Origin of the sequence: Bradyrhizobium sp. SBR1B, assembly GCF_014198205.1 — a bacterium.
Classification (GTDB): Bacteria; Pseudomonadota; Alphaproteobacteria; order Rhizobiales; family Xanthobacteraceae; genus Bradyrhizobium.
In genome coordinates, this window is the sequence record NZ_JACIHC010000001.1 from 779513 (window position 1) to 794211 (window position 14699).

The 14699-nt window shown below is 58.3% G+C and carries 13 protein-coding genes and 1 pseudogene; 1 reads left to right on the forward strand and 13 read right to left on the reverse strand.

Translation table 11 applies throughout. From position 1 onward, the window contains the following. Positions 1-23: 23 nt before the first annotated feature. From GGD61_RS03845 to GGD61_RS03865, 5 genes and pseudogenes are all read right to left on the reverse strand, one after another. A pseudogene (locus GGD61_RS03845) lies at positions 24-333 on the reverse strand (NAD-dependent epimerase/dehydratase family protein); the annotation flags it as partial. Continuing rightward, positions 314-1384: a GDP-mannose 4,6-dehydratase gene (gene gmd, locus GGD61_RS03850; protein WP_092261029.1), complete on the reverse strand. Its 1071-nt coding sequence runs from the start codon at positions 1382-1384 to the stop codon at positions 314-316. The gene gmd and the pseudogene GGD61_RS03845, both read right to left, overlap by 20 nt. 294 nt (positions 1385-1678) lie before the next feature. Next, positions 1679-1906: a hypothetical protein gene (locus GGD61_RS03855; RefSeq protein ID WP_092261027.1), complete on the reverse strand. Its 228-nt coding sequence runs from the start codon at positions 1904-1906 to the stop codon at positions 1679-1681. A 333-nt stretch (positions 1907-2239) separates the two neighbouring features. Further along, positions 2240-3256, reverse strand: a complete 1017-nt coding sequence (locus GGD61_RS03860; RefSeq protein ID WP_092261014.1) for an NAD-dependent epimerase — start codon at positions 3254-3256, stop codon at positions 2240-2242. A 23-nt stretch (positions 3257-3279) separates the two neighbouring features. Beyond that, positions 3280-4554 (reverse strand): nucleotide sugar dehydrogenase, encoded by a 1275-nt coding sequence (locus tag GGD61_RS03865; protein ID WP_409362449.1) that lies wholly within the window; start codon positions 4552-4554, stop codon positions 3280-3282. Positions 4555-4736: 182 nt separating this feature from the next. Between GGD61_RS03865 and GGD61_RS03870 the strand changes: the two genes are divergently transcribed. Continuing rightward, complete coding sequence (locus tag GGD61_RS03870) at positions 4737-5711, forward strand: GDP-mannose 4,6-dehydratase (RefSeq protein WP_092261209.1); 975 nt, start codon at positions 4737-4739, stop codon at positions 5709-5711. 32 nt (positions 5712-5743) lie between these two features. Here the strand turns inward: GGD61_RS03870 and GGD61_RS03875 are convergent, their stop codons facing one another. From GGD61_RS03875 to GGD61_RS03910, 8 genes are all read right to left on the reverse strand, one after another. Next, positions 5744-6697, reverse strand: a complete 954-nt coding sequence (locus GGD61_RS03875) for an SDR family oxidoreductase (protein ID WP_183230227.1) — start codon at positions 6695-6697, stop codon at positions 5744-5746. After that, positions 6694-7848, reverse strand: a complete 1155-nt coding sequence (locus GGD61_RS03880; protein ID WP_092261010.1) for a glycosyltransferase family 4 protein — start codon at positions 7846-7848, stop codon at positions 6694-6696. The genes GGD61_RS03875 and GGD61_RS03880 overlap by 4 nt, the downstream gene beginning before the upstream one ends. Beyond that, the gene (locus tag GGD61_RS03885) at positions 7845-8711 is read right to left on the reverse strand and encodes a methyltransferase domain-containing protein (protein WP_092261008.1); all 867 of its coding nucleotides are present in this window, start codon (positions 8709-8711) and stop codon (positions 7845-7847) included. The genes GGD61_RS03880 and GGD61_RS03885 overlap by 4 nt, the downstream gene beginning before the upstream one ends. Continuing rightward, positions 8702-10636 carry an asparagine synthase (glutamine-hydrolyzing) gene (gene asnB, locus GGD61_RS03890; RefSeq protein ID WP_183230228.1) on the reverse strand — a complete coding sequence of 645 codons (1935 nt, stop codon included), beginning with the start codon at positions 10634-10636 and terminating at the stop codon, positions 8702-8704. The genes GGD61_RS03885 and asnB overlap by 10 nt, the downstream gene beginning before the upstream one ends. Continuing rightward, on the reverse strand, positions 10636-11826 hold the full coding sequence (locus GGD61_RS03895; RefSeq protein WP_092261004.1) for a glycosyltransferase family 4 protein: 1191 nt from the start codon (positions 11824-11826) through the stop codon (positions 10636-10638). The genes asnB and GGD61_RS03895 overlap by 1 nt, the downstream gene beginning before the upstream one ends. A 212-nt stretch (positions 11827-12038) precedes the next feature. Then, positions 12039-12857, reverse strand: coding sequence for a bifunctional 2-polyprenyl-6-hydroxyphenol methylase/3-demethylubiquinol 3-O-methyltransferase UbiG (locus GGD61_RS03900; RefSeq protein ID WP_177237342.1), 819 nt, complete (start codon positions 12855-12857; stop codon positions 12039-12041). Positions 12858-13040: 183 nt separating this feature from the next. Beyond that, positions 13041-13655 (reverse strand): methyltransferase domain-containing protein, encoded by a 615-nt coding sequence (locus GGD61_RS03905; protein ID WP_157158392.1) that lies wholly within the window; start codon positions 13653-13655, stop codon positions 13041-13043. Continuing rightward, positions 13652-14386, reverse strand: coding sequence for a glycosyltransferase family 2 protein (locus GGD61_RS03910; RefSeq protein ID WP_092261000.1), 735 nt, complete (start codon positions 14384-14386; stop codon positions 13652-13654). Before GGD61_RS03910 ends, GGD61_RS03905 begins: the two co-directional genes overlap by 4 nt. Positions 14387-14699 lie beyond the last annotated feature (313 nt).

Genomic DNA, 14699 nt, shown 5'->3' on the forward strand with positions numbered 1-14699 from the left:
TTTCTCAAAGGGCCACAATCGTCGCCGCTTTGATGCGCAGCATGGAGAACGTTCGCCGCGATTACGGTGTTGTCGTAGATGAACTCAGCGCGCAACATATCGTTGGCGAAAATTCCTCCGGCTTTGGCGGCGGCGAGGAATACGACCTGCGGATGCATCTGTGCGAACCAGTCGAACACGGCGGCCTGGTTGCAGAGATCGACCTCGCGCCAAGCGACCGTCACGAGTCTGATGTCCTCTCGGGCGAGCCGGCGCACGAGTGCACCACCGACCATGCCCGATGGCCGGCAACATAAACCCTCTTACCTTGAGCTCAAACGGTATGCTTGCCACTTCCGGCGTCCCGCTTTGCTTCCGCTAGATCGCTCGCTACCATTTCCTCGACGAGCTGGGCAAAGGTCCGCTTCGGCTTCCAGCCGAGCACCTGCCGCGCCTTGCTGGCGTCGCCGACGAGCAGATCGACCTCAGTGGGTCGGAAATAGGTGCGATCGATCTTAACCATACTTTTGCCGCTCTTGGCATCGACTCCAATCTCATCAACGCCCTTGCCGCGCCATTCGATGCGGCGGCCGACATGTGCGAAGGCGAGTTCGACCATCTCCCGCACTGAGCGCATTTCGCCGGTGGCGAGCACAAAGTCGTCCGGCTTGTCGGCTTGGAGGATCATATGCATGCCCTCGACGTAGTCCCGCGCATGCCCCCAGTCGCGCTTGGCCTCCAGATTACCAAGGTAGAGTATATCCTCCAGCCCGACCTCTATGCGGGCGACGCCACGGGTGATCTTGCGCGTTACAAAGGTCTCGCCGCGGATCGGGCTCTCATGGTTGAACAGGATGCCATTGGATGCGAACATGCCGTAAGCTTCGCGGTAGTTCACCGTGATCCAGTAGCCATAGAGTTTTGCAACACCGTAAGGCGAGCGCGGATAAAACGGCGTGGTCTCCTTCTGCGGGATTTCCTGCACGAGGCCGTAGAGTTCGGAGGTCGAGGCCTGGTAGAACCGCGTCTCTTTCTCCATACCGAGAATGCGGATCGCCTCCAGAAGCCGCAGCACGCCAACCGCATCCGCGTTAGCAGTATATTCAGGAGTCTCGAAGCTGACGGCAACGTGGCTTTGGGCGGCGAGATTGTAGATCTCGGTCGGCTGGATCTGCTGCACCAGGCGGATCAGATTGGTTGAATCCGTCATGTCGCCATAGTGCATCAGGAACGGCACATTGCCGGCATGCGGGTCCTGATAGAGGTGATCTACGCGCGCAGTATTGAATGAGGACGAACGCCGTTTGATGCCGTGCACGACATAACCGAGCGACAGCAGATGCTCGGCTAGATAGGCCCCATCCTGGCCAGTTACGCCGGTGATCAAAGCAATACGCCTGTTCATATAGCGGTGCCCTCTTGAAATACAAACAATTTGCCCTCGCGCTCGTAAGCAGTAGGTGGCGGCAAGGACTGGTTCTTTTGAGCAAGCCAAGCTCAATTGGAAATGGATACTGGGATCGACGTATCCTTGCCACACAATATTGACGGCGCTAGCAATAAAATTAGTACCGCTGGACCTGCAGTCGCTTCGAACGCCTCTCGCCGGCAACTGCGGCTGCGCAAGTTCGCTTCCGCAGCTTCCGCAACGATCTACTTGATCAGGACGGTAGAAAGGATACAGCCTGGGAGGAGCGGCTCAGATCATTGCAGATCGGGCACCGAGCCACAGCGCTGCGCTCATTAAGACTGCCAAGATGACCAGCTTGGGCGGAAGCCACGATCCAGACTCGGAATAGCCACTGCGAAGACGCAACACGATACTGCCGATCCCCACAACTACAGCGAGTGCCATGATCCAGAACGCGCCTCGATCCTGTCCACCGACGAATAGGAAGGTGGCAACGAGTGCAATCAACCATTCCATCGTTGGCTTACCTCGCTACGCAAGAAGGCTACCTTTGCAGGGGACCGGACGGTCAAGCTTGGGCTCAGGACTGTAGTACAGCCAAGTGTTGTGTTGAAGGGAGCCAATTTTGGCTATTCTCCTGTGCGCCAACGATTTCCGATGACGTCTTGACTCCTCACCGCAAGGATGCTCCTCGGCTTTAGTGAGACTACGAAACCTCTTGCGTTCTGTCCGTGTGATGAGCTCAACATTTTGCCTATCATGCGGCAGATCCAACTCATTTTGCCGGGAAAGCCCTCCTTAGGACGTGATTGGTAGTCAGAAGGGAGATCACCGCGGCTACCGCTTCAACTAGACTTTGTAATATCCTCGATACCATTTGACAAACTTGTGGATCCCCTCCTCGGCGCTGGTCGACGGCCGGAAACCGACATCGCGCATCAGATCATCGACATCGGCGTATGTGGCCGGAACGTCGCCGGGCTGCATCGGAAGCATTTCCTTCGCTGCAACACGGCCCAGCTCCTTCTCAAGCAGGGAAACGACATGCATGAGCTGCTCTGGTCTGTTGTTCCCGATGTTGTAGATCTTCCAAGGCGCAGCGCTACGTGAGGGATCCGGAGCATCAGTCGGAGCCTGCTGCCCGGGAGCGGGCGGCCGATCAATCAGCCGCACGATGGCCTCCACGACATCGTCGACATAGGTGAAGTCGCGCGACATCTGCCCGTGATTGAAAAGCTTTATGGGCCTTCCTTCCACGATCGCTTTTGCAAATATGAACATCGCCATGTCGGGCCGGCCCCACGGTCCATACACCGTGAAAAACCGCAGACCCGTGGTCGGCACGGAGAAGAGATGGCTGTACGCATGCGCCATCAACTCGTTCGCCTTCTTGGAAGCCGCGTAGAGGCTTATTGGATGATCCACGTTGTCGTGGACAGAGAATGGCAGCTTCTCGTTCGAGCCATACACTGAGGATGACGAAGCATAAAGAAGGTGCCGACACTGCGTATGCCGACAGCCCTCAAGCACGTTCATGAAGCCTAGAACGTTCGCGTCGACATAAGCACGCGGGTTCTCGAGAGAATATCGCACGCCGGCTTGAGCCGCCAAATGCACGACATGGGAAAAATGGAATTCGGAAAAAAGTGAAATGATTGCATCGCGATTGGCAAGATCCATTCTAACAAAACGGAAGGATGGAAATTCCTGCAGCAAACAAAGGCGCGCTTCCTTCAGCGTGGGATCATAATAGTCATTGATGATATCGAGACCAATGACTTCCCGACCAGCCGACGCAAGCCGATGCGCGACGTGAAAACCTATGAATCCGGCGGCGCCGGTCACCAGTATTTTTTGATCAGTCATTGCGCCCGTTACCTGCTTAAGAGCTAGAGTCGCCAGAGTTCTATCTCGGCCGGCTTGCTCGCCCGGTCCAGCCGGGACTTGACGTCCAAGACTAGACCGTGCCCCTCTTTCAGGAGCGACTGCAAGAATGGCCAGCCCAGATGGACGAAAGTGTCGTGCGCGACGGCGAGTACGACCGCGTCGGCCGGTTGCTGCTGTTTGTGATCGGAGAGCTCAATTCCATACTCGTGAAGGGCCTCGGCGCGATTCGCCCAAGGATCGCTAACCTGAACCTTGATGCCGAAAGATTCCAGTTCCCGAACAATATCGACGACCTTGGAATTGCGGAGGTCCGGCACGTTCTCCTTGAACGTCACGCCCAGTACCGTGACAACCCCGTCGCGCAATCCCCTCTTCAGGAGACGCCGAATGCACTCTCGCGCAATCCATGCACCCATGTCGTCATTGATGCGCCGGCCCGCAAGGATGACTTGAGGATGGTACTTCGCCCTCTCGGCGCGATGGGTCAGATAATAGGGATCGACCCCAATGCAGTGTCCGCCGACCAGCCCGGGCTGAAACGGGAGAAAATTCCATTTGGTGCGGGCAGCCGCCAGCACATCACCGGTATCGAGATCGAGCGTGTGAAATATCTGCGAGAGCTCATTCATGAAGGCGATATTGAGATCTCGTTGCGTGTTCTCGATCACCTTGGCCGCTTCAGCGACCTTGATCGAAGGCGCCTGATAGATGCCGGCCCTGACGACAGCGCCATAGACATCAGCAACGATCCTGAGCGAATCGGCGTCCTGCGCGGACACCACCTTTTGGATGGTCTCGAACCGATGTTCCTTGTCTCCGGGATTGATCCGCTCAGGAGAATATCCGACGTGGAAATCAACGCCAGCCTTGAGTCCGGAGGCTCGCTCGAGAACTGGCACGCACTCCTCTTCCGTCGCACCGGGATAGACGGTCGACTCGTAGACGACGATGTCTCCCTTCTTCAAGGCGCCGCCGACGGACTTGGATGCGCTCAACAGCGCGCGGAGATCGGGCTTGTTTGCGCCGTCAATCGGAGTTGGAACCGTTACGATGAAGAAGTCGGCCGCGGCCAAACCTGACGGCTGGTTCGTGTATTCGATCCGTGCCACCTGGAGATCGGCCATCTCGATTTCGCGCGTACGGTCTTGACCTCGGCGGAGCTCGGCGATCCGCTCCGCGCTGATGTCGAAGCCGATGACTCGATATCCGGCCCGACCAAACGCCACCGCCACTGGAAGGCCGACGTAACCAAGGCCTATAACGCCAATGTTTCGGATAGTTCGCAAACCGGTCAGCTCCTCGCCAGAACTACGCTGCAACGTCTCGTTAGCTAGGAAGCACCTCTGTTGCAATCCCTTATCTTTCGGCGACGGGCCTCGCCCAAGCTACTAGCGCTTGAGGCGACCTGCATTTAAAGCTAGCTATGGTGTCGCAAACCCCGCTCGGAAGTCAGTTCGCCATGTCCAAAAAAGCACTTATTTTCGGAATCTCCGGACAGGACGGCTCGCTATTGGCCGCGCATCTGCTCGAGCGCGGCTATGCGATCCATGGAACGTCCCGCGACAAGGAGCTCGGCATCTTCGCGAACCTGCAGCGGCTGGGTATCCGCGATCGGGTGACGCTCCATTCCGTGGATCCTGCCGATTTCGGCAGCGTCTTGCGCGTCATTTCCGACACGACTCCAGACGAGATCTACAATCTGGCAAGTCAATCTTCCGTCGGCCTGTCATTTGACCAACCGATCCAGACTCTAGAATCCACCATTTTCAGCGCTCACAACATTGTCGATTCCGTCCATCGATTAAAACTGAGCTCTCGCGTCTACAATGCGTGTTCGAGCGAGTGCTTCGGCAATACCGATTTGCCTGCCGACGAATCCACCCCGTTCGGTCCACGAAGCCCATATGGCGTCGGAAAGGCCGCGGCATTTTGGACCGTAGCGAATTACAGAGACGCACACGGGCTCTTTGCGTGCTCGGGACTTTTGTTCAATCACGACTCGCCGTTGCGTCCGCAGCGCTTTGTCACACGAAAGATCGTGTCGGGCGCCGCCGATATTGCCGAGAAGAAGACTGACAGCCTGCGCATTGGGAACCTGCACGTCTCCCGGGACTTCGGCTGGGCGCCGGAATATGTTGAAGCCATGGCGATGATGCTCCAGGCCGAAACGCCCGAGGACTTCGTGATCGCAACAGGACAAACTAATACGCTCGAGAGCTTCGTTCGCGAGGCATTCAGCTATTTCGGACTCGATTGGCAAGAGCACATCGACTTCGACGAAAGCCTGCTTCGTCCGATCGACCTGAAGTGCAATTCGGCCGACCCTGCCAAAGCGAAACGGATACTCGGCTGGGAGGCAAAGGTCTTCATGAAGGACGTCGTCAGGCTGCTGGCAGACGGCGAACTCGAATACCGCCGCGCACGGAAGGCGTAACCATGGCGCTTCTCTTGTGCTGATCCGCCTGTCTAGCGAGATACTAGAAACGCTCGTGCGGTGCGCTGCAATTCCTCGTCGACGCTGAAAGGCGGGCTCCAACCGAGCATCTTGCGGGCTTTCTGACTGTCGACACAGAGTGAGAGACAGAGCCGCTGCGCCAGCGCTCGCTGGCCGGCCAATGCGGCCGCGCCCTCCAACAGACTAACGGGAACGGGAAGCAGGCGGGCCTTAGTGTCGAGAGCCACCGCCATCCTTTCCAGAAGATCTGGTGTCGACAGGTCTTCACCATCGCTAGCCATGAAGACTTCACCGGCCGCCGCAGGGTGCCGCAAGCAGGCGCGGATCAGGTCGACCATATTGCCGACGCCGATCAGGCTCCGGCGGTTTTCGATGCGGCCAAGCGGCAGCGGAACTCCGCGTCGCAACCAACGCATCATCGATAGAAAATTCGCGCGTACACCTGGCCCGTAGATCAAGGGCGGACGCAGTACGACGACCTGCATGCCGCTCGCGCGGCTGAGTTCGAGCAAGCCACATTCGGCTTCGAGCTTGGACAGTCCGTACGGGTCCTGCGGGTGCGGCGTTGCTGTTTCGACGAAAGGCGCGTCGGGAGCTGTGGATTCGCCGCACACCTTGACCGAGCTGAGAAACACGAAGCGGCGAACGCCGGCATCGGCAGCCTGACGTGCGAGACACAAAGTTCCGTCCACATTGACGCGACGATATGCATCCAGTGCATTTGCACTGCTTTCGCGCATCACATGCACACGCGCCCCCAGATGCACGACGGTATCACATCCCGCAACCGCAGATGTCCAATCGGAAGGGCCTTCGAGATCGACGTTCTCGGCAGCGTCGATTCCGGCCGGCAGATCTCCACGATTGCGATGGACACCGGCGCGTAGAGGAATTCCGTCGGCAGCGAGACGACGGACCAGATGCCCGCCGACAAACCCCGAAGCGCCGACGACCAGAACCTTCATGGCGCCAAAAGCTCGGAATAGATCGCAAGTGTCTGCGCAACGACGATCTCCTTGGAGAACTCCGCCTGGACGAGCTTTCGACCTTGCGCTCCCATACGACGACGCTGCCCCGGGTCTGCCAGCAATTGCGCGATGGCCTCGACGAGCCGGCCGACGTCGCCGGCCGGGACGAGCATACCGTTGACACCGTCGGTCACGATCTCCCGGCAGCCCGGCACATCATAAGTCACGATGGGGCACTCGCCCGCGGCGGCTTCGATCAGTGTCTTGGGAACCCCCTCCCCGTACGTGGTCGGTAAACAGACGATCGCCGCCGCGCGGATGATCTCGGGGATGTTGTCGCGATGTCCCCACCACTCGACGAGTCCATCGTCGTGGTATTGCCTGAGAACGGCTTCAGGAATGGAGTGCGGGTTTTCGGAGTCGGGCGCGCCCGCAAGGACGAACCTCGCAGCCGCGTTCTTTTTCCGCAGCTGAGCTGCGGCTCGCACGAAATCCTCGACCCCCTTCTCCTTGATCATCCGGGACGCGAGGAGCACTATGGGGGGGAAACTCTCCCGGCGTATTTGGGAGAACTGTGCAAGATCGACACCCGATCCCTTGACGAGGCGAATCTTCTCCGGTGCGACGCCGATGTCATCGGTCAATACTTGCGCGTCATCCCGGTTCTGAACAATCGTCAACGCCCGCCGCTGCCTCAATGCATACCTCAATAGCGGAGCGATTAGGCAGCGAAGGGTCTGCGCATAGATCGCCTTGGACGAGAAAACGAAGCCCAATCCCGCGACGTTATTGACAATTGCAGCCACGCCCGCGAGCCGTGCCGCGATCGAACCGTATAGGACGGGCTTCATCGCCACGTGATGAACGATGCTCGGACGATAGCTTCGGTAGAGCGTCACCAGTTCAGCGATGCTCGCCACTTCGCGGAACGGATTTCGGCCGGAGCGCCGCATGCGCTTCAGGGCGATGGGCACGAATCCTTCGCGCACGATGGCATCGGCCTTCTCGCCAAGCCGCGTTGCCACCAATACCTCGTAGCCGGCGGCCAACGCCGCCCTGGCGATCGGCAGGCGGTGGGAGATAAAGTACCAATCCTCTGTCACCACGAACAGCAACCGCTTCCGATCGAGAACGGAGGCCTTCCTCACACCGGCCTCATGATCACGCGGATTTCGCAGGTTATGAAGTCCTCATCGGCAAACGGCCGAAACTGCGGTGCCATCCGATCACGAGCCAGCGGCAGCTCCGGCCATCGCTGCTCCGAGATAACATCGACGCTGAAGCTGGCCGCCTTCATCAGGCCGATCATTTCCCGCGGACGGATGCGATTTGTGTAAAAGCCCGAGGTCCGGAAAGCCGGGGTCTCCCAGACGTCATCTCCAAAGCGCAGATTGTTCAAGCCGCCTCCAAGGTGATCGCGGAAATCGATGCTATGAACACCGATCCCGCCGGGCGCCACGATCCGGCGGAGCTCCTTCATCAGGGCCGGAAATTCGTCGCGATAGATGTGCTCGAGCACGACCTGGGACCAGAAGAAATCGATCGACTGGTCAGGGATTGTCTTGAGCGAGCTCGTGCCTTCCGTCAGATAGACGACGTCGTACTCCTTCATCGCATCCGGCAGGGTCGCCGACTTTAGTGGCGCAACTTCCCGCCCGCGCGAGGCAAGCAGCTCCAGAAGTGCACGGCACCCGGCGATGTCGGTTTCGGCGAACCGTCCTGCATCTGCAAGCCATGCCTTTTCGGCACCGAACGCGCGGGCGGCGAAGCCCGACAGGACCGAGTCTCCCGGTCCAAGCTCGAGGGAACGAAACTTCGCAGGGAGTTGCCCATGCTGAACGGCGGACTGGAAATGGCTTTCAAACGCGGAGATTGCACGCTCCGGAACCATCATCTCGCCATGGCGGAACAACCCGATGCGTTTCCAGAGGGCGTAAGGAACAGGCAGACGCGCGAGACCAAGCTTAATGCCCAGCTTGGCCCACCATGGCACGCAGGAACTCAGACCCATTGCCTAGCCCGCTCAAGCCACAGGTCGAACATCAGCACGGTCCAAAGCTGGCCACCACGGTTCACCCGACCGATCTGATGTTGCTGCCAGTTGTCGCTGATAGCTTTGCGATCAAAAAATTCGTCATTGCTGGAGGACAGCCAATCCGAGGCCCAGCCCTTCAGCGGGCCACGCAACCAGCCATCGATCGGAATGCCGAAGCCCATCTTCGGGCGTTCGAACAGCTCACGCGGCACGTAACGCTCCAGCAAACGCCGAAGGATATATTTTCCCGAACGGTTCCTGAATTTCTGGGCGATGGGAATCTCCCAGGCGAATTCGACCATACGGTGATCAAGGAGCGGCACGCGCGCCTCGAGCCCGACACGCATACTTGCCCGATCAACCTTGGTCAGTATGTCGTCCACGAGATAGGTCGACATGTCCCAGGCCATTTGCTCCACTGTCGCAGGAACGTCGGGCGCCAGCACCAGGGGCGCAGGTCTTGCAAGAGCGACACCGTCCGACGAGACCAATACGGTTTCGGGATTGGCCCATTGCGACACCAACCTGCTTTGCAGTTCGTACAAGTTCGAGGATGCGAGCACGGACGCGACCTTGTGGATCTTCTGCCCTGGCAGGGCGGGCTGCAGGTGCGGCGGAAGGACGTAGCTCAGTGCGCGAAAAGCAGCATCCCAGCTCGCTGGCGAGGCCGAGGTCAGACCGGACGCCGCCACGCGACGCAACGCATGGGGAATTCTGGTCAGACGTTTCCAATAGTCGGAGACAAACAAATAACGATTGTAGCCTCCAAACAGTTCGTCGCCACCGTCACCGGACAACGCAACCGTCACCTGGTGTCGCGCGAGTTTCGAGACAAGAAAGGTCGGTATCTGCGAGATATCCGCAAAGGGCTCGTCATAGATGTCAGGCAGCGAGGGAATGACGGCCATCGCATCGGAATCGGAAACGTAGAGCTCGGTGTGCTCGGTCTGAAGATGCTTTGCGACGTCGGCGGCATATCGGGCTTCGTTGTAACCTGGATCGTGAAAACCGATCGAGAAAGTCTTGGTGGCCCCACCACCCACGGCCTGCATGATGGCCGTGACCGAACTAGAATCGATGCCGCCGGACAGGAACGCTCCCAATGGTACATCTGAGATCATGTGCTCGGCCACGATGCCGCGCAGGCGCTGGTCCAGCTCTTCCAGCACCTCCTCCTCGTTCGGACGCTGCCTCGACATACCACGCGCGACGACCTCTGGAATCGACCAGTAGGCCATCGGCTCGCTCGCATGACCGTCGCGAAACCTGAGTGTAGTCGCGGCGGGCAACTTATACACACCCTCGAAAATGCTGAAGGGCGCAGGAACGTAGCCGAGGCGCAAGTATTCGGACAAAGCCGGCAGCGAAACAGGAGGAAGCTCTCCGCGCTGCACCACGATTGGACGCAACTCTGAGGCGAAGATGAGCGTTCCGTTCACAACGCTATAGTACAGCGGCTTGATGCCGAGCCGATCGCGCACGAGCACAAGCGTTCGTTCGCGCTCGTCCCAGATCGCGAGCGCAAACATGCCGGCACACCGCGAGATCGTCTCATTGATGCCCCAATGCTCAAAGCCCGCAACGACGACCTCGGTATCCGAGTGACCATTGAATTGATGGCCCTTGGTCTCCAGCTCGCGGCGCAGGTCGCGGTAGTTGTAGATTTCGCCGTTGTACGTCAGCGCATAACGGCCGGACGCCGAAATCATCGGCTGCGCTCCGGCGGACGACAGATCGATGATCGACAGCCTTCGATGGCCAAATCCCGCGCGGCCGTCCTCGCTGATCCAGTGGCCGTCACCATCCGGGCCGCGATGCGCAAGCGCATCGGTCATCCGGGCCAGAATCTGGCGATCGATCCTGCCTGCCTTGCTGCCCGCAATTCCGATGATGCCACACATTATTGCGTTTCGGATTTCTGGCGTGGAGTGATTGACATGAGGATCGACGCGAACTTCGCAGCAATGGAGGACCACGATAACTCGTTCATGGCGTGGGCTTTCGCCGCCGCCCCGCAACGCAGCCGCAAGGCCTCGTCATCGACGAGTCGGCTGAGTGCGGCTGCAAGTGCGGCCGGGGTCGAATTTACCGCGACCAGACCGGTTTGCTCGTGCAGGACCTGCTCGGCAAGCCCTCCGACGGGAGTCACGACGGCAGGAATTCCCGCCGCGCCTGACGTCGCAAGGACGGCGGACTGGCTCGCGCCGCGATATGGCGCAACGACGATATCGATCCCCTCGAAGACCGCGCCAACATCCTCTTCGGGGATCCATCGGTTATCAACGAAGACGTCGTCAAGCCCGGCGATCCGCGTCCGATACGGCTCGATATCTCCTGGACCGATGATGCGAAGCCCGACATCCTTGCCCTCGCGCTTAATGATTTTGTAGGCGTCAAGAAGGATATCTAACCCCTTGTACGGCAACAGCCGTCCGAAAAAGAGCAATTGGATCTTGCGTCCGGCTGGCGTGGGGGCCGGGCTTCTGGTTTCGGCATAGGGGAAGACACCGAGCGGGGCGATCCACACCCGTTCGGTAGGAAAACTGTTGTTCGTCGTAACCGACTTCTGCGTGTACTCGGTCAGCGCAACGATGCCGTCGCTTGCGGCGATTTCGGTGTCGAGCATCCATTTGCGAATGGCGATATCGTCCCCGGCGTGCGGCTTTGGATCATGCAGGACGAACACGTAAGCGACTTCCCGGGGTCGGCGCCACAGGATCGGAACATTCCACAGATGGCTCATGGTGCAGACAACCACGGAGATGTCGTGTTCGTGCACATAGCGCCAAAATCGACGTCGAACGATCGGCACGCGCAGCAATGCAAGGATGGCTGAGGAGACGTTCGTGTAGGTATCGACGTGATAACCCGGCAATCCAAGTGCGTCGAAATCGGCAACGATCTCCCCTTGCCGCGATAGCGACAAATGCAGCTCGAGCTCCGGATTCTTCCTGAGCTCGCGCACCAGCTCGTAAGTATACCTTACGCCGCCGCCACGTCGTCCCCAATGCCAAATCAGCACTTTTCGAAGGTCCGAAGGGGTTGGCTTTTGTTCAAGCAAGCCGGTTTGCATCGACAACGCCTCAATCATAGTAATATTGTACCACCAGACTTCGAAAGATTGTCATTGGCAATACCGCAGCCACGCCGAGCCTCAATATTCGACAACAGGCTTCATGTCGATTGGGAGGTTGAACCAAGCTGAAAAACCAGGAAATGAGCCGAAACCCTGAAAAGTAATCAGTGGCTTATTGTCCTTCGCCTCAAAGGGAGGCAGAAGAGGGTAGGAAAGCGGCACAGGATTCACCTTTTGGTTCCGGAATAGACACAGTGGATGCAGGCTGGCACTAGGAGTGCTTCGATCCGAAGCTTTTCGAGCAGATTGGCTGTGTTGACGAAGAACGAATTCGATGCCAACGCAGTGGGCACTAGTCTAAACAAGTGTGAAGCACCCTTGACGCCGTAGCGCGCAAAGGCGCGCGTAATAGCTGCTCCGGTGACGAGGCGCTCATTCCCATAAATGAAGCGCTCTCCTGTCGCCTTATCGGTCTTATCGATAATCGTGTTGAAGCCGCGGATACGAAACATCTTGTACTGAATCGCAGGATTCCACGCGTTGGGTTCGACGATTACAATTCTGCCACCGGGAGCCAGCAACGACACGATCTTGGCAACGATTTGATCGCGCGGCTCTAGATGATGGAAGGTATCCTTCATGTAGATGAGGTCGTATTGGGCGTCAGGAAGATCGAGCAGGTTGATACGTTCGATCCTGACCGTCACCGGCCCGATCTTGTCGCGGACGTGCTTCGTCAGTTCCCGCGCAGCGTCCGTCCATTCAGACTTCACATCGATCCCCGTGACATCCGCGCCGCGCAACGCCAGCCAGTGGAGGTCCGAACCGATGCCACAGCCGATTTCAAGGACGCGCAAGCCGGGACGAACGAGTGCAACCACGTCGGACAGGCGCCGGTCATAGGCCCGCCAGAGATAGGGCGCCGAACTGCTGAAATATTGGGGATAATTGGCCCGAAAGGGTATCTTGTCCTGATCCACCGAATGCAGGCACCACTCGAAAAATGCTGCCGGGGAAGCCGGCGCCGAATTTCCGGCATAGTTCATTTTGGTTCCCATTCCTCAGAAAGGAGCCTCGACCCGGGAGACGGAATGCCTCGCCATTTAGCCGTTCCTGTAATGCCATAGCGGCATCCGAACAAGCGAACAGGGCTCCAAGCCCCAAGCGGCCCCGCAGAGATGGACCCAGGCATCTGTCGCATCGGCCCAGCTGGCTCCGGGGAAATTCCCTTAGGGCTTGGCTATCGTACGGCAATCGAACATCGCCGTTGTACCGAACAGCTTTCCCTGACCGTACAGGAAATCGATCGAGACGACTTCGAAGCCGGCAAGGCGAAGGAAGTATCGCACCAGATGGTGGTTAGGTATGAAAATATGCTGGTCGTACAGCGGGTGGTTGTTGTTCCAGTTCGGCCCAAAGAAACCGCTGAAGCGACCGCTCACTGCATAGCCGACGATGCTTCGCCAATTGTGTACGTTCGGGAAGGTCAGGATCAGGCGTCCGGCCGGTGCGGCGAGCCGCCGCAGCTGGGCCAGAAACTCATAGGGGTTGACTAGGTGTTCCAGCACTTCGGTGGCAACAAGAACATCAAAAGTCCGCCCACCGATTCGATCCGCCCAGCCGGGCTGACTGAGATCGACTTCCTCCACCTTGGCAACGCCGGCAGGAACATCGATCTTCCAGCCGACCCCCATCAACTCGCCAAAACCGAGTTCCACAAGGCCCCCCAGCAATTCTCCCTCGCCGCAACCAATATCGGCGACGCTCGCCGCACGGTCAGGCGATATCAGTGATATTCGCTCGGTGACGCCGGCACGAATCGCAAGACTATTTGGGTCGTTCATCTTATCCGTATCCTCCACCATATGCGGCGAATGGCCATGATGACGCTCGCGACCGCCACAGGGGTATTATGTTTTTGAAGCACCATCCCGAACTCCCGCATGCTCCAATCAAGATTGGTAGCCGAAACGCCCGATTGCCGCATGACAGTCATTTCGACCGGTATGTGATTTGCCGGATATCGTTTGACCAGCCGCAGGATCATGTCGTGGTCCGCGGCAACCCGGAACGTCGTATCATAGGGGCCAAGCTCTGCGTATTGCCTAGCCGATACGATGAGAGACGGATGGGGCAAATAAGCGGAGAAATAAAGCGGCCACTTCTTGAAGTTGTAACGCTGAAGAACCCGGCTGCCATCCGGTTCGGCCCTGACCAGATCGCAGTAGTTCACTGAACCTTCGACCAGACGCGGCACAATTCGCGCCAGGACGTCATTGGCATTGTAATAGTCGTCTGAATTCAAGAGGTGAATCCAGTTGCCCCGCGCAAGCCGGATTCCCTTGTTCATCGCATCATAGATGCCGCGGTCGGGCTCCGATATCCATCGGATAGTCTCGCCTGCTTCCGTAAGGATGTCGATAGTGCCGTCTGTCGACCCGCCATCGACAATCAGGTGCTCATAGTCACGGAAACTTTGATCGCGCACGCTCCGCAACGTATCCCGCAGGGTCGCGGCACTATTGTAAGTGACCGTGACAATCGTTAGCACCGGCCGCACGGGACGATCAGTCATCCCAACCCAACTCCGCCCAGTGACTGTCAAAACAACAAATCCGCGAGTGCCCACGATCTCGCATCACAATCGCTGCGCATGCTAACGGAGGAAAGACACCCCCGAAATCTGTCCGGCTCGACAGGTCAACGTTCATTGGCACCCGCCGCTGCTTCGAGCATAAAGCTGTCCGTGGGCTAGAGTGAGGGGATATCCTAAAAGGTAAATAGCCGTAGACGGCGCCCGCCTCAATGAAATGCTCCACTCTCTACCATAACATTCGCGAGACACCCAGATCATTGCCTGCCATCACGCGGTGACTTAAACTCAAAAG

Excerpts from the sequence above, each read along its gene's own strand:
- GGD61_RS03910 (WP_092261000.1), bottom strand. The coding sequence starts at position 14,386 with ATGACTGATCGTCCCGTGCGGCCGGTGCTAACGATTGTCACGGTCACT.
- gmd (WP_092261029.1), bottom strand. The coding sequence starts at position 1,384 with ATGAACAGGCGTATTGCTTTGATCACCGGCGTAACTGGCCAGGATGGG.
- GGD61_RS03900 (WP_177237342.1), bottom strand. The coding sequence starts at position 12,857 with ATGAACTATGCCGGAAATTCGGCGCCGGCTTCCCCGGCAGCATTTTTC.
- GGD61_RS03855 (WP_092261027.1), bottom strand. The coding sequence starts at position 1,906 with ATGGAATGGTTGATTGCACTCGTTGCCACCTTCCTATTCGTCGGTGGA.
- GGD61_RS03885 (WP_092261008.1), bottom strand. The coding sequence starts at position 8,711 with ATGGGTCTGAGTTCCTGCGTGCCATGGTGGGCCAAGCTGGGCATTAAG.
- GGD61_RS03905 (WP_157158392.1), bottom strand. The coding sequence starts at position 13,655 with ATGAACGACCCAAATAGTCTTGCGATTCGTGCCGGCGTCACCGAGCGA.
- asnB (WP_183230228.1), bottom strand. The coding sequence starts at position 10,636 with ATGTGTGGCATCATCGGAATTGCGGGCAGCAAGGCAGGCAGGATCGAT.
- GGD61_RS03870 (WP_092261209.1), top strand. The coding sequence starts at position 4,737 with ATGTCCAAAAAAGCACTTATTTTCGGAATCTCCGGACAGGACGGCTCG.
- GGD61_RS03875 (WP_183230227.1), bottom strand. The coding sequence starts at position 6,697 with ATGAAGGTTCTGGTCGTCGGCGCTTCGGGGTTTGTCGGCGGGCATCTG.
- GGD61_RS03860 (WP_092261014.1), bottom strand. The coding sequence starts at position 3,256 with ATGACTGATCAAAAAATACTGGTGACCGGCGCCGCCGGATTCATAGGT.
- GGD61_RS03895 (WP_092261004.1), bottom strand. The coding sequence starts at position 11,826 with ATGATTGAGGCGTTGTCGATGCAAACCGGCTTGCTTGAACAAAAGCCA.